The sequence below is a fragment of the Legionellales bacterium genome (genome assembly GCA_026125385.1).
GTDB lineage: Bacteria > Pseudomonadota > Gammaproteobacteria > JAHCLG01 > JAHCLG01 > JAHCLG01.
On the sequence record JAHCLG010000008.1, the window covers coordinates 26,931 to 43,040 of the forward strand.

General features: G+C 43.4%; 29 protein-coding genes. All 29 read right to left on the minus strand.

Annotated elements, in window-relative coordinates; translation table 11 throughout:
* The 29 genes from rpsK to rpsL all read right to left on the minus strand — a co-directional run bounded on the left by rpsK (nt 1) and on the right by rpsL (nt 15,964).
* Nucleotides 1-402 carry a 30S ribosomal protein S11 gene (gene rpsK / locus KIT27_04515; protein ID MCW5588908.1) on the minus strand — a complete coding sequence of 134 codons (402 nt, stop codon included), beginning with the start codon at nt 400-402 and terminating at the stop codon, nt 1-3.
* A gap of 16 nt (nt 403-418) precedes the next feature.
* Nucleotides 419-775, minus strand: a complete 357-nt coding sequence (gene rpsM / locus KIT27_04520) for a 30S ribosomal protein S13 (GenBank protein MCW5588909.1) — start codon at nt 773-775, stop codon at nt 419-421.
* Between the two features lie 175 nt (nt 776-950).
* Nucleotides 951-1,064, minus strand: coding sequence for a 50S ribosomal protein L36 (gene rpmJ, locus KIT27_04525; protein ID MCW5588910.1), 114 nt, complete (start codon nt 1,062-1,064; stop codon nt 951-953).
* Between the two features lie 14 nt (nt 1,065-1,078).
* Complete coding sequence (gene secY, locus KIT27_04530) at nt 1,079-2,413, minus strand: preprotein translocase subunit SecY (protein MCW5588911.1); 1,335 nt, start codon at nt 2,411-2,413, stop codon at nt 1,079-1,081.
* A gap of 6 nt (nt 2,414-2,419) precedes the next feature.
* Complete coding sequence (gene rplO / locus KIT27_04535; protein ID MCW5588912.1) at nt 2,420-2,854, minus strand: 50S ribosomal protein L15; 435 nt, start codon at nt 2,852-2,854, stop codon at nt 2,420-2,422.
* On the minus strand, nt 2,854-3,048 hold the full coding sequence (gene rpmD / locus KIT27_04540; GenBank protein ID MCW5588913.1) for a 50S ribosomal protein L30: 195 nt from the start codon (nt 3,046-3,048) through the stop codon (nt 2,854-2,856). Before rpmD ends, rplO begins: the two co-directional genes overlap by 1 nt.
* On the minus strand, nt 3,038-3,562 hold the full coding sequence (rpsE, locus tag KIT27_04545) for a 30S ribosomal protein S5 (protein MCW5588914.1): 525 nt from the start codon (nt 3,560-3,562) through the stop codon (nt 3,038-3,040). The genes rpmD and rpsE overlap by 11 nt, the downstream gene beginning before the upstream one ends.
* Before the next feature lie 12 nt (nt 3,563-3,574).
* On the minus strand, nt 3,575-3,928 hold the full coding sequence (gene rplR / locus KIT27_04550; GenBank protein MCW5588915.1) for a 50S ribosomal protein L18: 354 nt from the start codon (nt 3,926-3,928) through the stop codon (nt 3,575-3,577).
* A gap of 15 nt (nt 3,929-3,943) precedes the next feature.
* Nucleotides 3,944-4,480 (minus strand): 50S ribosomal protein L6, encoded by a 537-nt coding sequence (gene rplF, locus KIT27_04555; GenBank protein MCW5588916.1) that lies wholly within the window; start codon nt 4,478-4,480, stop codon nt 3,944-3,946.
* A gap of 11 nt (nt 4,481-4,491) precedes the next feature.
* On the minus strand, nt 4,492-4,887 hold the full coding sequence (gene rpsH / locus KIT27_04560) for a 30S ribosomal protein S8 (GenBank protein ID MCW5588917.1): 396 nt from the start codon (nt 4,885-4,887) through the stop codon (nt 4,492-4,494).
* A gap of 17 nt (nt 4,888-4,904) precedes the next feature.
* Complete coding sequence (gene rpsN, locus KIT27_04565; GenBank protein ID MCW5588918.1) at nt 4,905-5,234, minus strand: 30S ribosomal protein S14; 330 nt, start codon at nt 5,232-5,234, stop codon at nt 4,905-4,907.
* A 12-nt stretch (nt 5,235-5,246) separates the two neighbouring features.
* Nucleotides 5,247-5,801 (minus strand): 50S ribosomal protein L5, encoded by a 555-nt coding sequence (gene rplE / locus KIT27_04570; GenBank protein MCW5588919.1) that lies wholly within the window; start codon nt 5,799-5,801, stop codon nt 5,247-5,249.
* Between the two features lie 11 nt (nt 5,802-5,812).
* The gene (gene rplX / locus KIT27_04575; GenBank protein MCW5588920.1) at nt 5,813-6,139 is read right to left on the minus strand and encodes a 50S ribosomal protein L24; all 327 of its coding nucleotides are present in this window, start codon (nt 6,137-6,139) and stop codon (nt 5,813-5,815) included.
* 17 nt (nt 6,140-6,156) lie between these two features.
* The gene (gene rplN / locus KIT27_04580) at nt 6,157-6,525 is read right to left on the minus strand and encodes a 50S ribosomal protein L14 (GenBank protein MCW5588921.1); all 369 of its coding nucleotides are present in this window, start codon (nt 6,523-6,525) and stop codon (nt 6,157-6,159) included.
* A 102-nt stretch (nt 6,526-6,627) separates the two neighbouring features.
* Entirely contained in the window at nt 6,628-6,885 is a 258-nt protein-coding gene (gene rpsQ, locus KIT27_04585; GenBank protein ID MCW5588922.1) for a 30S ribosomal protein S17, read from the minus strand.
* A 2-nt stretch (nt 6,886-6,887) separates the two neighbouring features.
* Nucleotides 6,888-7,085 carry a 50S ribosomal protein L29 gene (rpmC, locus tag KIT27_04590; protein MCW5588923.1) on the minus strand — a complete coding sequence of 66 codons (198 nt, stop codon included), beginning with the start codon at nt 7,083-7,085 and terminating at the stop codon, nt 6,888-6,890.
* Between the two features lie 2 nt (nt 7,086-7,087).
* Nucleotides 7,088-7,501, minus strand: a complete 414-nt coding sequence (gene rplP / locus KIT27_04595) for a 50S ribosomal protein L16 (GenBank protein ID MCW5588924.1) — start codon at nt 7,499-7,501, stop codon at nt 7,088-7,090.
* A gap of 27 nt (nt 7,502-7,528) precedes the next feature.
* Nucleotides 7,529-8,191, minus strand: coding sequence for a 30S ribosomal protein S3 (gene rpsC, locus KIT27_04600; protein ID MCW5588925.1), 663 nt, complete (start codon nt 8,189-8,191; stop codon nt 7,529-7,531).
* Between the two features lie 3 nt (nt 8,192-8,194).
* The gene (gene rplV, locus KIT27_04605) at nt 8,195-8,539 is read right to left on the minus strand and encodes a 50S ribosomal protein L22 (GenBank protein ID MCW5588926.1); all 345 of its coding nucleotides are present in this window, start codon (nt 8,537-8,539) and stop codon (nt 8,195-8,197) included.
* A 20-nt stretch (nt 8,540-8,559) separates the two neighbouring features.
* Nucleotides 8,560-8,832, minus strand: coding sequence for a 30S ribosomal protein S19 (gene rpsS, locus KIT27_04610; GenBank protein ID MCW5588927.1), 273 nt, complete (start codon nt 8,830-8,832; stop codon nt 8,560-8,562).
* Nucleotides 8,833-8,850: 18 nt separating this feature from the next.
* Nucleotides 8,851-9,681: a 50S ribosomal protein L2 gene (rplB, locus tag KIT27_04615; protein ID MCW5588928.1), complete on the minus strand. Its 831-nt coding sequence runs from the start codon at nt 9,679-9,681 to the stop codon at nt 8,851-8,853.
* Nucleotides 9,682-9,699: 18 nt separating this feature from the next.
* Nucleotides 9,700-9,996: a 50S ribosomal protein L23 gene (gene rplW, locus KIT27_04620; protein ID MCW5588929.1), complete on the minus strand. Its 297-nt coding sequence runs from the start codon at nt 9,994-9,996 to the stop codon at nt 9,700-9,702.
* Entirely contained in the window at nt 9,993-10,616 is a 624-nt protein-coding gene (rplD, locus tag KIT27_04625; GenBank protein MCW5588930.1) for a 50S ribosomal protein L4, read from the minus strand. The genes rplW and rplD overlap by 4 nt, the downstream gene beginning before the upstream one ends.
* Nucleotides 10,617-10,619: 3 nt before the next feature.
* Nucleotides 10,620-11,276, minus strand: a complete 657-nt coding sequence (rplC, locus tag KIT27_04630) for a 50S ribosomal protein L3 (protein ID MCW5588931.1) — start codon at nt 11,274-11,276, stop codon at nt 10,620-10,622.
* A 50-nt stretch (nt 11,277-11,326) separates the two neighbouring features.
* Entirely contained in the window at nt 11,327-11,653 is a 327-nt protein-coding gene (gene rpsJ / locus KIT27_04635; protein MCW5588932.1) for a 30S ribosomal protein S10, read from the minus strand.
* Between the two features lie 62 nt (nt 11,654-11,715).
* The gene (gene tuf, locus KIT27_04640; protein ID MCW5588933.1) at nt 11,716-12,894 is read right to left on the minus strand and encodes an elongation factor Tu; all 1,179 of its coding nucleotides are present in this window, start codon (nt 12,892-12,894) and stop codon (nt 11,716-11,718) included.
* A 34-nt stretch (nt 12,895-12,928) separates the two neighbouring features.
* The gene (gene fusA / locus KIT27_04645) at nt 12,929-15,028 is read right to left on the minus strand and encodes an elongation factor G (protein MCW5588934.1); all 2,100 of its coding nucleotides are present in this window, start codon (nt 15,026-15,028) and stop codon (nt 12,929-12,931) included.
* Between the two features lie 13 nt (nt 15,029-15,041).
* A complete protein-coding gene (rpsG, locus tag KIT27_04650; protein ID MCW5588935.1) occupies nt 15,042-15,578 on the minus strand; it encodes a 30S ribosomal protein S7 in 537 nt (178 codons plus the stop codon).
* 11 nt (nt 15,579-15,589) lie between these two features.
* Nucleotides 15,590-15,964: a 30S ribosomal protein S12 gene (gene rpsL, locus KIT27_04655; protein MCW5588936.1), complete on the minus strand. Its 375-nt coding sequence runs from the start codon at nt 15,962-15,964 to the stop codon at nt 15,590-15,592.
* Between the last annotated feature and the right edge of the window lie 146 nt (nt 15,965-16,110).

Here is a 16,110-nt window from a genome sequence, read left to right on the forward strand (position 1 = left end):
CTAGACGCGACGTTTTTTCGGAGCACGGCATCCGTTATGCGGAATACCGGTCACATCGGTAATTGAATTAATTTTTAATCCGCAGCCACTCAACGAGCGCACAGCAGACTCACGACCTGGACCAGGGCCTTTTATGCGCACATCGACAGATTTCATACCGTAATTTTCGACGACACTATTAGCGACTTTATCGGCGGCTACCTGAGCTGCAAATGGCGTGCTTTTACGTGATCCTTTAAAACCACAACTGGCGGCACTCGACCATTCCAATGCATTGCCTTGGCGATCAGTGATCGTGACAAGGGTATTATTAAAGGAGGCATGAATATGGGCTATACCATCCATTACATGTTTTTTGACTTTTTTACGGACCGCTTTGGCCGCAGCAGACGTTGCAGACATAATTTTTTCCTAAGCGTTAATTCTTAATCGGTTTACGTTTACCTTTGCGGGTACGCGCATTCGTGCGAGTGCGTTGTCCCCGTAGAGGTAGTCCTCGGCGATGTCGAACACCACGATAACAGCCCAAGTCCATTAAACGTTTAATGTTCATGGAAATTTCACGGCGTAAATCACCTTCCACCGTAAATTTAGCAACTTGTTCACGTAGTTTTTCGATTTCATCTTCCGATAATGTGCTAATTTTAGCGGAAATAGCGATACCAGCAGCGCTACATATTTGGCGTGCGCGTGTACGACCAATACCATAAATCGACGTTAATGCTACTTCAGCATGTTTATGAACTGGTATATTAATGCCAGCTATCCGGGCCATTTTCAAACTCCCAAAAGTTCACATGTTAATACAAACAGAAAACGCGGTAAGATACCCTAACCTAGCTTGAGAATCAAGCAATGTTATTATTTTCTGCTGAGCTTAAATCTTTTAAGGGCTGAACAAAATGGACTTTCATCAAGAATTGAGTCATTTTGAACAGTCACTCATGGACTTAGCCTTGCCTTTGTTTATGTTTTGGATCTTTGCAGATCACTCGTACTACGCCATTGCGACGGATCACTTTGCAATAACGACATATTTTTTTTACCGATGCTCTAACCTTCATCTTAGTTACCTTATTTAACGGAACATGCCGCTGGGACCTGCCCCGCGCAAGTTGGATTTTTTCATTAAGGATTCATATTGATAAGACATCATTAACGCGCGCATTTGCGCCATGAAATCCATCAACACCACCACGATAATCAGCAAGGAGGTACCTCCGAAGAAGAAGGGTACATGCCAAGCAACGATCATAAACTCAGGCATCAGTGCGACCAATGCTAAATAAAGAGCACCTACTAATGTTAATCGGGACATGACTTTATCGATATAGTTGGCTGTTTGTTCTCCAGGACGAATACCCGGAATGAACGCGCCAGATTTTTTTAAATTTTCTGCTGTTTCTTTAGGATTAAAAACCAATGCCGTGTAGAAAAAAGCAAAAAAGATGATCATGATGCCGTAACAAATCATATACAGGGGTTGAGTTGGTGATAACCATAACGCAACGCTCGCTAACCATTCAAACCCTTTGATATTACCTAAAAAAGAAGCCAACGTACCTGGTAACAAGATTAAACTTGAAGCAAAAATAGGAGGTATAACACCAGACATATTGATTTTAAATGGCAAATGACTGGACTGTGCGGCATACATTTTTCGGCCTTGTTGTCTCTTCGCATAATTCACGGTAATGCGTCGTTGACCACTTTCCATGAATACGACGAACCCTGTCACCACGACTATCAGTGCAGCGATTAGTAATAAGGCAATAACCGATAATTGACCTTCACGAACTTGCTGCAGAGTTCGTGCAATGGCAGCAGGCAAGCCAGAAACAATTCCCGCTGTAATAATTAATGAAATACCATTTCCAATTCCACGCTCTGTCATTTGCTCACCAAGCCACATCAAGAACATAGTACCGGTTACTAAGGTGATGGTTGCTGTAAAGTAAAAGGTTAAGCCTGGATCAATGGCAATACCTTCACTTGCTAACCACTTTGCGATACCAAGCGCTTGAAAAAATGCTAAAAACAAGGTTCCGTATCGTGTATATTGATTGATTTTACGACGACCAGACTCACCCTCTTTACGCAATTGATCGAGCTTGGGAGATACTGCTGTCAATAGCTGAATAATAATCGATGCTGAAATATACGGCATCACACTTAGCGCAAATACAGTCAGTTTACTCAGTGCGCCACCAGAAAACATATTAAACATACCGAGAATAGTATTGGTTTGGTGACTGAATAATGCTTGCAAGCGTTTTGGATCAAGCCCTGGAACGGGCACATGCGCACCTATGCGAAAAATGATTAGCCCAAGCAGAACATACCATAAGCGTCTTCTTACTTCGGCAAAACCAGTACTCGCAGTATTCGCAGGGAAAGATCCACTTTTGGTCATAATTGATTAATCCTCGACCTTTCCACCAGCAGCTTCAATTGCTTGGCGAGCGCCTTTAGTGACTCGTAGGCCTTTTATGGTAATAGCCCGATTGATCGAACCGGATAAAATCACCTTAGCGTCTTTGATATTACGATTAATCACATTCTCTAACATTAAGCTATGCAAATCGATCACTTCTGCTGTCATGCTTTGCAATGCATCGAGAGTTATTTCGTCACGTACTAAAGCACCACGAGAATTAAAACCGAATTTTGGCAAACGACGCTGCATAGGCATTTGTCCACCTTCAAAACCGACTTTATGGTACCCACCGGCACGCGCATGTTGACCTTTATGTCCACGACCACAGGTTTTGCCTTTAGTACAACCAATACCACGTCCAACACGTCGCGCATTACGTTTTGCGCCAATTGCTGGTTGAATTGTATTGAGGTTCATCATTCTACTTCCTCAACTTTTAGTAAATATGAAACTTTATTTACCATACCCATAATTTCAGGGGTTGCTGGTAACTCCACCGTTTGATGTAAGCGCTTTAAACCTAATCCTTGTGCGGTCGCTTTGTGGGAATGTACCCGACCGCTGAGGCTTTTGATTAATGTCACTCGCAATGTTACTAGCTTATTGCTCATCGCGCACTGCTCCTAATAATTCTTTCACGGTTTTGCCGCGCTTTTCAGCTAAATATTCTGGGGACGCCATTTCACGCAAGCCTTTGATAGTTGCATAAACCACGTTTACAGGATTGCTGGAACCAATCACTTTTGCTAGGACGTTATGGATCCCTACTACTTCGAATACTGCACGCATGGAACCACCAGCGATAATACCAGTACCTTCTGCTGCCGGTTTCATGAAGACTGTTGTTGAACTGTGGCGAGCTAAGACATCGTAATATAAAGTGTCGCCATTTATGTCAACATAGAACATATTGCGACGTGCACTTTCGAGCGCCTTACCGATCGCTAACGGTACTTCGCGTGATTTACCGCGCCCAACACCAATACGGCCTTTACCATCACCCACGACAGTCACCGCAGAAAAACTGAAAATACGACCACCTTTGACAACTTTGGCATTACGGTTAACCGCAACCAGCTTTTCCAACATTCCGTCACTTTTAGTGGATTGATCGAAACCTGACATAATTATTAACCCTTAAAACTCTAGTCCGCCTTCACGAGCAGCATCTGCTAATGCTTTCACGCGACCATGATATTTAAACCCTGAACGATCAAAGGCGACTTGTTTGATACCTTTCGCAATTGCGCGTTCTGCCACTGCCTTACCCACGACTCCTGCAAGACCGACTTTGTTTTCAGCCTTAGCATCACGAAGCCCTTGTTCAGCGCTGCTTGCAGTTACTAATACTTGCGAGCCATCTACTGAAAATACTTGGGCGTAAATGTGTTGCGGGGTGCGATGAACACATAAACGTAATTTTTGATCTTCGCGCATTTTGCAACGTGCTTTGCGTGCGCGGCGTAATCTTGAAACTTTTTTGTTTAACATATTTACTACCTCGAATTATTTCTTCTTGGTTTCTTTAATAATGACTTTCTCATCGGCATAGCGAACACCTTTACCTTTGTAGGGTTCCGGTGGGCGAATGCTGCGAATATTAGCAGCCACTTGGCCAACTAAGCGTTTATCAGCACCCTTTACGAGTATTTCAGTTTGACTGGGGGTTTCAATTGTAATGCCCTCAGGAACGGGGAACACCACTGGATGTGAAAATCCCAGTGAAAGATTTAATACTTTACCCTGAGCTGCAGCACGATAACCCACCCCAACAAGAACTAACTTACGCTCAAAGCCTTTGCTTACACCATTCACCATATTATTAATAATGGCACGTGTGGTTCCTGCTTGAGCATTTGCTTCAATTGATTCATTAAGGGCTTTGATCGTTAAAACATTACCCTCTTTTTCGATAGTCACTAAGTGATGTAAGGAATAGTGTAAGTTACCTTTACTACCCTTTACAGAAACCGCATTCGCTTGTGATGTAACTTCAACACCACTTGGAATGTTAATCGGATTATTTGCGACGCGTGATCCCATTTTTTATTCCTCTATTCCACTATACACAAGAGTTCGCCACCCTGTCCTAAAGAACGTGCCTCACGATCCGTCATCACTCCTTTTGAAGTTGACATAATCGCAGTACCTAAGCCGTTTAATACTTTAGGAATGTCATTTTTACCTTTGTAAATTCTTAAGCCGGGACGACTCACACGCTTAAGTTTTACAATCACAGGGCGACCTTGAAAATAACGGAGTTCTAAGGTTAACACCGGCTTACCATCTTGTTCTTCTTGCTGAACGGTATCGATATAACCTTCTTGTTTTAAGACGTTCGCAATGGCGACTTTTAATTTTGAAAGCGGCATTGTTACAGAACGCATTTTTGCGCTTTGCGCGTTACGAATTCTTGTTAACATGTCAGCGATCGGATCTTGCATACTCATAATAAAATTTCTCCAGACTACCAGCTTGATTTAACCAAACCAGGAATATCACCACGCATTGCTGCTTGGCGCAAACAAATGCGGCACAATCCATACGCACGATAAACGCTGCGTCCGCGGCTGCAAATATTGCAACGACGAGTGACGCGAGTGCGGCTTGCATTACGCGGCAACTTATTTAATTTCAAGTAGTTTTCAAATACGCGAGATTCATTTTGATTCTGAGAATTAAGATCGGCTAAGATTGCCTCACGGATCTTAGATTTAATATCTGCTGTTTTTTTTGCGTACTTGCGAACTAAATCGACTTTTTGTTGTTCGCGTTCTCTTACTGATGTTTTTGCCATGCGTATCTCCGCCTATTCGCTAACCACAGTTTCTTTAAATGGAAAATTAAACGCTTTTAATAGCGCTAATGCTTCTTTATCAGATTTCGCTGAGGTGGTTATAGTAATGTCCATCCCGCGAATTTGATCAATTTTATCGTAATCGATTTCTGGGAACACGATTTGTTCTTGGATCCCTAAACTATAATTTCCACGCCCATCGAACGATTTGATGGAAAATCCACGAAAATCGCGGATCCGTGGGATCGCAATACTGATCAGGCGATCTAAAAATTCATACATGCGCGCATGTCGCAGTGTCACTTTACACCCAATTGGCCATTCTTCACGAATTTTAAATCCTGCAATCGATTTGCGGGCATTTGTGACAATGGGTTTTTGTCCTGCAATTTTTTCCATGTCTTCCATGGCATTTTTCACAATTTTTTTATCGCCTACGGCTTCACCCAATCCCATATTTAAGGTGATTTTAGTAATTTTGGGTACTTGCATCACACTCGCGTAGTTAAATTGTTTTTTCAATTCAGCTACAATATTTTTCCTGTATAAATCGTCTAGTCTAGCCATTTTGCTCACCATTATTCGACAATGTCTTCTCCAGTGCTTTTGAAATATCGCACTTTTGTCCCGTTTTCTAATGTTTTAAATCCAACTCGATCAGCTTTATTGGTTTTTGGATTAACCAAAGCGACATTAGATACATCTAATGCTGCGGGTTGTTCTTTGATACCACCTTCTTGTTCACGATTGGGGTTAGCACGAACATGCTTTTTCACCATATTCACACCATCAACAACAACTTTAGTTTCGTCATTTTTTGCCAACACTTTCAGAACGCGTCCACGAGCGCCTTTGCTTTTTCCGGTTAGCACGATAACTTCATCGCCTGTTTTGATCTTTCTCATTGCTACTTACTCCAGGCCTACAGCACTTCAGGTGCTAGTGAAATAATTTTCATGAATAATTCACTGCGTAATTCTCTGGTGACTGGTCCAAAGATACGAGTACCAATAGGCTGATTTTGATTATTCAATAATACGACTGAATTACTATCAAATCGGATCAATGAACCATCAGAACGTCTCACGCCACTCCGGGTTCTTACGACTACCGCATTTAACACGTCACCTTTCTTAACGCGACCACGTGGTATCGCTTCTTTTACGCTGACTTTAATAATATCGCCAATATGCGCGTAGCGACGATGGGAACCACCGAGCACTTTGATACACTTGACTCGACGTGCGCCACTGTTATCAGCCACATCAAGCAGTGATTCTGACTGTATCATTGTTTATCTCCGTTATATGCTCTTTGTGTAAAGACAAAGGGGGCAAATTATACCATTTTTTCAAACGCTAGCAATATGTTACTAGCATTAATTTAAATTACTTTACGCTTCAAGTACTTCGACTAATGTCCAAGACTTTTGTTTGGAAAGTGGAACGCATTCTTTGATAAGAACTTGGTTACCTGACTTACCAACATTATTTTCATCGTGTGCTTTAATTTTTGAAACACGACGAATATATTTTCCGTATTTAGCATGCTTTACACGACGATCAACTAACACAGTAATGGTTTTATCCATTTTGTCGCTGATCACGGTACCCACTAACGTGCGGCCTTCAGTTTGTTTTGTAGCAGTCATTGTTATTTCCCACTTGCTTGTTTTTCGCGGATCACGGTTTTCACGCGAGCGATGTTACGACGAACTTCTGTCAGCGTATGGGTTTGTTTCAAATTTCCAACCGCTTTACTCATGCGTAAATTAAATAATTCACGAGTCAACGCCAACGATTCTTCATTCAACTCTTTTTCAGTTTTTTCTCTTAATTCTGCGATATTCATGATTACATCACCGTCCGTTCTGAAAATGTCGTTTTTACAGGTAATTTAGCAGCCGCGAGTTCGAAAGCACGCTCAGCGATATCGCGAGGCACACCTTCAAGTTCAAACATGACGGTACCTGGCTGAATTAATGCTACCCAATATTCCACACTACCCTTACCTTTACCTTGACGAACTTCTAAAGGCTTTTTGGTAATTGGTTTATCTGGGAAAATACGTATCCAGAGTTTTCCACCCCGTTTAATATGACGAGTGATAGCTCTTCTCGCGGCTTCGATTTGACGCGCGGTGATCCGTGAGCGCTCTACGGATTTTAAACCAAACTCACCAAAACTGACTTTGCTACCACGAGCAGCTAAACCACGGTTTTTTCCTTTGTGACATTTTCTGTATTTTGTTCGTTTCGGTTGCAACATTTTTTAATGCCTCATTCCAATCTATGATTACGCCTCAGCGCTTTCGGTTTTTGGATTTTCGCGATCTAAAACTTCGCCTTTAAAAATCCACACTTTTACACCAATAATTCCATAAGTCGTTAATGCTTCGGCAGTATCATAATCGATATCAGCGCGAAATGTATGCAAGGGCACACGGCCTTCACGATACCATTCATTACGAGCAATTTCAGCGCCACCTAAACGGCCACTGACATTCACTTTAATGCCTTTTGCACCTAGACGCATCGCATTAGTCACCGCCCGTTTCATCGCACGACGAAACATAACGCGACGTTCTAATTGCTGAGCAATGCTTTGAGCAACAAGCTTGGCATCTAACTCTGGCTTGCGAACTTCTTGAATATTAATATGAACTGGCACGCCCATAATTTGACTGGCTTTGGCTTTTAATGTTTCTACATCACGTCCACTTTTTCCGATAATGACCCCAGGACGTGCAGTAAAAATCGTAATTACTGCATTTTTGGCTGGGCGTTCAATTTGAATACGGCTTACTGCAGCTTGATCTAATTTTTTAAATAAATATTTACGCACTTTTAGATCGGCATATAAATTTTTCGCAAAATCTTGGTGGCCAGCATACCATTTCGCTGTCCAATCTTTTACGATACCTAAGCGCATTCCTGTTGGATGAACTTTTTGACCCATTGCTTATGACCTCGCCTTTTCATCGGATACTTTCACAGTAATGTGTGAAGTCCGTTTTAAAATTCTTGCACCACGACCTTTTGCACGCGCATGCCAACGTTTCATGGTTGGACCTTCATCAACATAAATTTTTGAAACACGCAATTCGTCAATATCTGCCCCTTCGTTATTTTCAGCATTGGCAATAGCAGATTCCAATACCTTTTTAACCAAACGCGCCGCACGTTTACGATTGAACTTGAGCTCATCTAAAGCTTTGTCAACCGGCTTGTTGCGAACCAAATCAGCGACTAATCGCGCTTTTTGGGCGGATATTCTCGCGTATTTTAATACTGCAGCAACTTCCATTCTCTAAAACCTCTAGTTAATTATTTTGCTTTACGATCGCCTGAATGCCCTTTAAATGTGCGCGTTAACGCAAATTCGCCTAATTTATGGCCTACCATATTTTCAGTGATAAAAATTGGCACGAACGTTTTACCATTATGAATAGCAATCGTTAATCCCACCATAGGAGGAATAATCATTGAACGACGCGACCAAGTTTTGATTGGCTTTTTACTGTTTGTAGCAAGAGTTTCCTCTACTTTACCCAATAAATGGTGATCAACAAATGGGCCTTTTTTGACTGAACGTGGCACAGCTATTTCCTCTTAATGTTAACTACGATCCCGTCTGCGGATAATCATTTTGGATGTCCGCTTAGTATGACGAGTTTTATAACCTTTAGTGGGTCTTCCCCATGGCGTCACTGGATGACGACCACCAGAAGTACGACCTTCACCACCACCATGCGGGTGATCGACTGGGTTCATCGCCACACCGCGAACAGTAGGACGACGACCACGCCAGCGAACTTTACCTGCTTTACCTAAAGAACGTAAATTATGTTCGCCATTACCGACTTCTCCGATCGTCGCGCGGCAATCCACAGAAACTCTGCGCATTTCACCCGAGCGTAAACGTAAGGTCGCGTATAAACCTTCGCGCGCAACTAATTGTACAAATGCGCCTGCACTGCGAGCCAGCTGAGCACCCTTTTGAACTTTCAGTTCGACACAATGCACAACAGAACCCACTGGGATGTTGCGTAAGGGTAGGCAATTACCCACTTTGATGGGGGCTTCAACACCGGATAGCACGGTTTGGCCTACTTCTAAATCTTTGGGCGCAATCATATAACGGCGTTCGCCATCTGCGTATAGCAGTAGCGCAAGATTGGCACTACGGTTAGGATCGTATTCTAAGCGCTCGACTTTCGCAGGAATGCCGTCTTTATCGTAGCGTTTAAAATCAATGAGGCGATAAAAGCGTTTATGACCACCCCCACGATGACGCACGGTAATACAACCTTGGTTATTACGACCATTGGTGCGTTTTTTCTTAGTGATTAAACCGCGGTGTGGTTTACCTTTGTGTAGATCACCATGAACAATATCGACAACAAAGCGACGGCCCGGTGATGTTGGTTTACGTTTTACAACTGCCATAACGGTTTCCTATCCCACTTACTCTGCACGAGCAAAATCAATATCATAACCTTCTTTCAATGACACATAAGCCTTTTTCCAGCCGCTGCGCACACCTTGAGTTTTGCCATGACGTTTTTGTTCACTTTTTACATTCAATACTTTTACGGAAGAAACTTCGACTTTGAAAAGCATTGCAATTGCAGCCCCAATTTGCGGTTTAGTTGCGTCTTTGCGCACTCTAAAAACAAATTGGCGATCTTTTTCGGCCTGATTATTGGATTTCTCAGAGCTGACTGGCGCAATAATAATATTCATTAATTTTTCTTGGTTCATCCCAGTAACTCCTCTAATTGCTTAAGCGCTTTTACTGTGATTAGCACATGCTCATGAGCAACGAGCGCCACTGGATCCACTCCTTGCACATCTAATAAACCTAGATTAGGAATATTTCGTGTTGCCAGAAATACGTTTTCACTGATTTCGTCGTGAATAATTAATACTTTTTTATTTTCTAATCCCAATTCTTTTAGCGTAGTGACGGCCAATTTAGTTTTAGGCTCAGTAAAATCAAATTGCTCGACAATTAATAAACGCTCTTGGCGAATTAATTCGGAAACAATCGAACGCATTGCGCCACGATACATTTTTTTATTCACTTTTTGTGAATGATCTTGTGGACGCGCTGCGAATGTGACCCCACCTGTGCGCCAAATCGGGCTACGGCTAGAGCCTGCACGCGCACGACCGGTACCTTTTTGCTTCCAAGGTTTAATACCGCCACCGCTAACGTCTGAACGATTTTTCTGTGCACGCGTGCCTTGACGGGCACCGGCTAAATAGGCGGTCACAACTTGATGAACTAAAGGCTCATTAAACTCACGCGCAAAGGCTGCTTCAGACACAGTGACTTTGCCAGCGTTAGTTTGGCCTACTGCAATTAAATTTAATTCCATGGTTTATTTCTCCTCCCCGCTAGGCTTTTTCACAGCTGGTACTACGAGGACATTACTACCAGGGGCTCCAGGAACAGCACCTTTGATTAAGAGTAAATTACGATCTTTATCGACGCGGACAATCACTTGGCTTTGAACGGTGCAAGTTTCATGACCTAAACGACCTGCCATTTTTTTACCTTTGAACACGCGACCAGGCGTCTGGTTTTGACCAGTAGAACCTGGGGCACGGTGCGATACAGAGTTACCGTGTGTCGCATCTTGGGTGCGGAAATTGTGGCGTTTAATAACACCTGCATAACCTTTACCTTTAGAGATGCCTTGCACATCGACAAACTGTCCTTGTGCAAAAATATCAACTGTCATTGCGCTACCTAATTCAACACCGGATAATTTAGCGGCATCCACACGAAATTCCCACAAACCTGTTCCAGCTTCCACATTTGCTTTGGCAAAATGGCCTGCTAGCGGTTTGGCAACACGTGATGCTTTTTTATGTCCAGACGTTACTTGAATTGCGCTGTAACCATCATTTTCTTCAGTTTTAATTTGGGTAACGCGATTAGGATCTACTTCAATTACCGTAACTGGTATTGAAGTTCCATCTTCAGTAAAGACTCGCGTCATTCCACATTTTCGACCAACTAACCCAATAGTCATTGTAAAACCTCTATTGCAGCTTACCTGCAGTCAGCATTTTTTATTCAAAATTAATCTTCAGAACCCACGCTAATTTGCACGTCCACACCAGCCGCTAAATCTAGCTTCATTAATGCATCAACTGTTTTATCAGTTGGTCGCAGAATATCGACTAAGCGTGTATGTGTTCTAATTTCGTATTGATCACGCGCATCTTTATCGATATGCGGTGAAATTAGCACGGTAACTTTTTCAATTTTTGTGGGTAATGGAATCGGGCCACGAATTGCAGCACCAGTACGTTTTGCTGTTTCAACGATTTCACGCGTCGAAACATCGATCAATCGGTGATCGAATGATTTCAGACGAATTCTGATCCGCTGATTTTTATTTTCCATTGCCTTTACCTCTAAAAATTTAACTTGTGGGCAAGCACACACTTGCCCACCCTTTACTTATCTTATTCGATAACTTTCGCTACCACACCCGCACCGACAGTACGTCCACCTTCACGAATAGCAAAGTTTAAGCCTTGCTCCATCGCAATCGGGTTGATTAATTCAACCACCATCTTGATGTTATCGCCAGGCATCACCATCTCTACGCCTTCCGGTAATTCCACCATTCCCGTCACGTCCGTCGTACGGAAATAAAACTGTGGACGGTAGCCTTTGAAAAACGGGGTGTGACGTCCACCTTCTTCTTTCGTTAAAATATACACTTCCGCTTCAAACTTCGTATGTGGAGTAATCGAACCGGGTTTCGCTAACACTTGTCCGCGTTCAATTTCATCGCGCTTCGTGCCGCGTAATAATACGCCCACGTTGTCGCCCGCACGACCTTCGTCGAGCAATTTACGGAACATTTCAACGCCGGTACACGTCGTCTTCGTGGTGAGCTTTTGAATACCCACAATCTCAACTTCATCACCCACTTTGATAATGCCGCGCTCGATCCGACCCGTCACCACTGTGCCGCGTCCTGAAATCGAAAATACGTCTTCAATCGGTAATAAGAAAGGCTGATCAATCGCACGCTCTGGCTCAGGAATGTAATTGTCCATCGCTTCCACCAGCTTCTTAATCGCCGGTACTCCAATCTCGCTTTGATCGTCTTCCAACGCCTTCAAGGCTGAACCCACAATAATTGGCGTATCATCGCCAGGGAAGTCATAGCTGCTCAATAAATCACGTACTTCCATTTCAACCAGTTCTAAGAGCTCTTTATCGTCAACCATGTCCGCTTTGTTCATGAATACCAATATATACGGTACCCCAACTTGGCGAGCCAATAAAATGTGTTCGCGGGTTTGTGGCATTGGGCCATCCGCCGCACTCACCACTAATATCGCTCCATCCATTTGCGCCGCTCCTGTGATCATGTTCTTCACATAATCCGCGTGTCCTGGGCAATCCACGTGCGCGTAGTGACGCTTCGGTGATTCGTATTCCACGTGCGATGTCGCAATCGTAATTCCGCGCGCTCTTTCTTCCGGCGCATTATCAATTTGATCGTAACTTCTGAATTCACCAAAGGTCTTGGTTAATGCTGCCGTTAATGTCGTCTTACCATGGTCAACGTGACCAATCGTGCCCACGTTAACGTGCGGTTTCGTTCTTTCAAATTTTCCCTTGGACATGGTTCTCTCGCCTCTTTTCAGTTAATCAAATAATCTATTTTTTGGTGATAATAGCTTCTGCAATATTGGCAGGAGCTTCCGCATATTTAGCAAATTCCATGGTGTAATTGGCACGACCTTGCGTTAATGAGCGCAAGTCTGTCGCATAACCAAACATTTCTGCTAAAGGTACTTCGGCACGGATCACTTTACCTGCTGGTTGATCATCCATACCTTGAACGATACCACGACGACGATTGAGATCGCCCATAACATCGCCCATGTAATCTTCTGGGGTTACGACTTCAACATTCATAATAGGTTCGAGCAATACGGGATTTGCTTTTTTAGCGCCTTCTTTAAAGCCCATAGAACCCGCGATTTTAAATGCCATTTCACTGGAGTCCACGTCGTGGTATGAACCATCGAATATGGTAACTTTAACGTCAACCACTGGATAACCAGCAATAACACCGTTTTCGATTTGTTCTTTCACGCCCTTGTCTACAGCGGGAATATATTCTTTAGGAACCACGCCCCCAACAATGGCATTAACAAATTCATAGCCTTCACCGGGTGCTTTCGGTTCAATACGCAACCAGACGTGACCATATTGTCCACGACCACCAGACTGACGCACAAACTTACCTTCTTGCTCAACCATTTTACGAATGGTTTCGCGATAAGCGACTTGAGGTTTACCGATGTTCGCTTCAACGTTAAATTCACGTTTCATACGGTCGACGATAATTTCTAAATGTAATTCGCCCATACCCGCAATAATGGTTTGACCGGACTCTTCATCGGTGCGAACACGGAATGAAGGATCTTCTTGAGCAAGTTTACCCAGAGCAATACCCATTTTTTCTTGGTCAGATTTAGTTTTAGGTTCTACTGCAATGTGGATCACAGGCTCAGGGAATTCCATGCGTTCTAGTGTGATAATGTTATTTAAATCACATAAAGTATCGCCAGTCGTAACATTTTTTAAGCCCACTGCAGCAGCGATATCACCGGCGCGGACTTCTTTAATTTCTTGACGACTATTCGCATGCATTTGTAATAAACGACCAATGCGCTCCTTCTTACCTTTCACTGGATTGTAAACAGTGTCTCCAGCGGTCACTACACCTGAGTAAACGCGGAAGAACGTTAATGTTCCCACAAAGGGATCGGTAGCGATTTTGAATGCTAGTGCAGCAAATGGTTCTTGATCAGATGAATGACGTTCTGCTTCAGTTTGTTGAGCATCGTCTAACACACCTTTGATGGCAGTCACATCAGTTGGTGCTGGCATATATTCCACCACAGCATCCAGTAATGTTTGCACCCCTTTGTTTTTGAAAGCAGAACCGCAAACGACAGGAATAACTTCTCCCGCGAGAGTACGCGCACGAATACCTTTTTTGATTTCGTCTTGCGTAAGAGCGCCGCCTTCTAAATATTTTTCCATGTATTGTTCGTTGGATTCAGCTGCTGCTTCGACTAATTGTTCATGAAGAAGCTGGCATTCATCGGCAATATCAGCAGGAATGTCAATAAATTCAAATTTCGCACCTTTGGATGCGTCATCCCAGATAATGCCTTGCATTTTAACCAGATCAACAATCCCACGGAAATTTTCTTCTTTACCAATTGGAAAGTGTAGTGGAACTGGATTAGCACCCAAGCGGGTTTTGATCTGATTGACGACTCGCATGAAATCAGCGCCGGTGCGATCCATTTTATTAATGAAGGCCATCCGCGGAACATGGTATTTATTCGCTTGACGCCACACGGTTTCTGATTGTGGCTCAACACCACCCACGGCACAGAACACAGCAACAGCGCCATCGAGTACGCGCAATGAACGCTCTACTTCGATGGTAAAATCAACGTGCCCTGGGGTATCGATGATGTTAATACGATAGGGTTTATCAAATTGGTTTTCCATTCCTTGCCAAAAGCAGGTTGTCGCAGCAGAGGTAATGGTGATACCGCGCTCTTGTTCCTGAACCATCCAGTCCATTGTAGCAGCGCCATCGTGAACTTCACCAATTTTGTGAGACACACCGGTATAAAACAGAATACGTTCTGTTGTCGTGGTTTTACCGGCATCAATGTGTGCCATAATTCCGATGTTGCGATAATATTGAATTTCTGTTTGACGAGCCACGGTAATTTACCCCTTACCAACGATAATGTGCAAATGCTTGGTTTGCTTTTGCCATGCGATGTGTATCTTCGCGTTTTTTAACAGCTTGACCGCGACCTTCTAAGGCATCTAACATCTCACCCGCTAAACGCTTCACCGATCCTTTTTCGCTACGCGCACGTGCCATTTGAATTAACCAGCGCATGGCTAATGCCATAGCACGATCGGCACGAACTTCTACTGGGATTTGATAAGTAGCACCACCGACACGACGTGAACGAACTTCAACCGTAGGTCTCACGTTATCTAATACTTGATCGAACAAGTCTAATACTGCGCCAGCATTACCACCGGAGACGCGACTTCCTTCGCCATCACCTTCACTTTCATCGTTTTTGGCTTTGAATTTGCCTTTACTGGCTAAAATATCGAATGCGCCATAAACCATTTTTTCTGCAATGGATTTTTTACCATTCACCATGACGCAATTAATGAATTTCGATACGACCTCACTTTTATATTTTGGGTCTGGTAAAATTTTACGTTTGGGAGCTGCTTTTCTTCTCGACATGGTTTAACGCCTTATTCCTTCGGTTTCTTTTCACCGTATTTCGAACGTCCTTGACGACGTCCACTAACACCTGCAGTATCTAAACTACCGCGAACTATGTGATAACGCACACCAGGTAAGTCTTTTACCCGACCGCCGCGAATCAACACCACAGAGTGCTCTTGTAGGTTATGACCTTCACCGCCGATATACGCGGTTACTTCATCGCCACTGGTGACGCGCACACGCGCCACTTTCCGTAATGCCGAGTTTGGCTTTTTAGGAGTGGTGGTATAAACCCTGGTGCAAACGCCACGACGTTGCGGACATTTGCGTAATGCAGGAACTTTGCTTTTGCGTCGTGCTTGACGACGTGGTTTTCGTATTAACTGATTAACCGTTGCCATAATGCTTTACTCTATTTTCTCTACGCGTAAAGTAAACAAAACCCACCTCTAAACATGAGGAGGGCGGATTTTATAAAGGTCCAGACTCAGCGTCAAGTCCGGCTGTAAGAGAAATTACTATTAGCAGTACTTCTCGCTCTTTGCCT

Bases quoted from the DNA above. Each gene is read 5' to 3' on its own strand.
- rpsJ (MCW5588932.1), bottom strand. From the start codon at position 11,653: ATGGAAAATAAAAATCAGCGGATCAGAATTCGTCTGAAATCATTCGAT.
- rpsG (MCW5588935.1), bottom strand. From the start codon at position 15,578: ATGTCGAGAAGAAAAGCAGCTCCCAAACGTAAAATTTTACCAGACCCA.
- rpsE (MCW5588914.1), bottom strand. From the start codon at position 3,562: ATGTCAGGTTTCGATCAATCCACTAAAAGTGACGGAATGTTGGAAAAG.
- rplV (MCW5588926.1), bottom strand. From the start codon at position 8,539: ATGGAAGTTGCTGCAGTATTAAAATACGCGAGAATATCCGCCCAAAAA.
- tuf (MCW5588933.1), bottom strand. From the start codon at position 12,894: ATGTCCAAGGGAAAATTTGAAAGAACGAAACCGCACGTTAACGTGGGC.
- secY (MCW5588911.1), bottom strand. From the start codon at position 2,413: ATGACCAAAAGTGGATCTTTCCCTGCGAATACTGCGAGTACTGGTTTT.
- rpsM (MCW5588909.1), bottom strand. From the start codon at position 775: ATGGCCCGGATAGCTGGCATTAATATACCAGTTCATAAACATGCTGAA.
- rplR (MCW5588915.1), bottom strand. From the start codon at position 3,928: ATGTTAAACAAAAAAGTTTCAAGATTACGCCGCGCACGCAAAGCACGT.
- rplN (MCW5588921.1), bottom strand. From the start codon at position 6,525: ATGATACAGTCAGAATCACTGCTTGATGTGGCTGATAACAGTGGCGCA.
- rplD (MCW5588930.1), bottom strand. From the start codon at position 10,616: ATGGAATTAAATTTAATTGCAGTAGGCCAAACTAACGCTGGCAAAGTC.
- rpsC (MCW5588925.1), bottom strand. From the start codon at position 8,191: ATGGGTCAAAAAGTTCATCCAACAGGAATGCGCTTAGGTATCGTAAAA.
- rplE (MCW5588919.1), bottom strand. From the start codon at position 5,801: ATGGCTAGACTAGACGATTTATACAGGAAAAATATTGTAGCTGAATTG.
- rpsL (MCW5588936.1), bottom strand. From the start codon at position 15,964: ATGGCAACGGTTAATCAGTTAATACGAAAACCACGTCGTCAAGCACGA.
- rplB (MCW5588928.1), bottom strand. From the start codon at position 9,681: ATGGCAGTTGTAAAACGTAAACCAACATCACCGGGCCGTCGCTTTGTT.
- rpsK (MCW5588908.1), bottom strand. From the start codon at position 402: ATGTCTGCAACGTCTGCTGCGGCCAAAGCGGTCCGTAAAAAAGTCAAA.
- rplW (MCW5588929.1), bottom strand. From the start codon at position 9,996: ATGAACCAAGAAAAATTAATGAATATTATTATTGCGCCAGTCAGCTCT.
- rplP (MCW5588924.1), bottom strand. From the start codon at position 7,501: ATGTTGCAACCGAAACGAACAAAATACAGAAAATGTCACAAAGGAAAA.
- rplX (MCW5588920.1), bottom strand. From the start codon at position 6,139: ATGAGAAAGATCAAAACAGGCGATGAAGTTATCGTGCTAACCGGAAAA.
- rpmD (MCW5588913.1), bottom strand. From the start codon at position 3,048: ATGAGCAATAAGCTAGTAACATTGCGAGTGACATTAATCAAAAGCCTC.
- rpmJ (MCW5588910.1), bottom strand. From the start codon at position 1,064: ATGAAGGTTAGAGCATCGGTAAAAAAAATATGTCGTTATTGCAAAGTG.
- rplC (MCW5588931.1), bottom strand. From the start codon at position 11,276: ATGACTATTGGGTTAGTTGGTCGAAAATGTGGAATGACGCGAGTCTTT.
- rpsQ (MCW5588922.1), bottom strand. From the start codon at position 6,885: ATGACTGCTACAAAACAAACTGAAGGCCGCACGTTAGTGGGTACCGTG.
- rpmC (MCW5588923.1), bottom strand. From the start codon at position 7,085: ATGAATATCGCAGAATTAAGAGAAAAAACTGAAAAAGAGTTGAATGAA.
- rpsN (MCW5588918.1), bottom strand. From the start codon at position 5,234: ATGGCAAAAACATCAGTAAGAGAACGCGAACAACAAAAAGTCGATTTA.
- rplF (MCW5588916.1), bottom strand. From the start codon at position 4,480: ATGGGATCACGCGTCGCAAATAATCCGATTAACATTCCAAGTGGTGTT.
- rpsH (MCW5588917.1), bottom strand. From the start codon at position 4,887: ATGAGTATGCAAGATCCGATCGCTGACATGTTAACAAGAATTCGTAAC.
- rplO (MCW5588912.1), bottom strand. From the start codon at position 2,854: ATGAACCTCAATACAATTCAACCAGCAATTGGCGCAAAACGTAATGCG.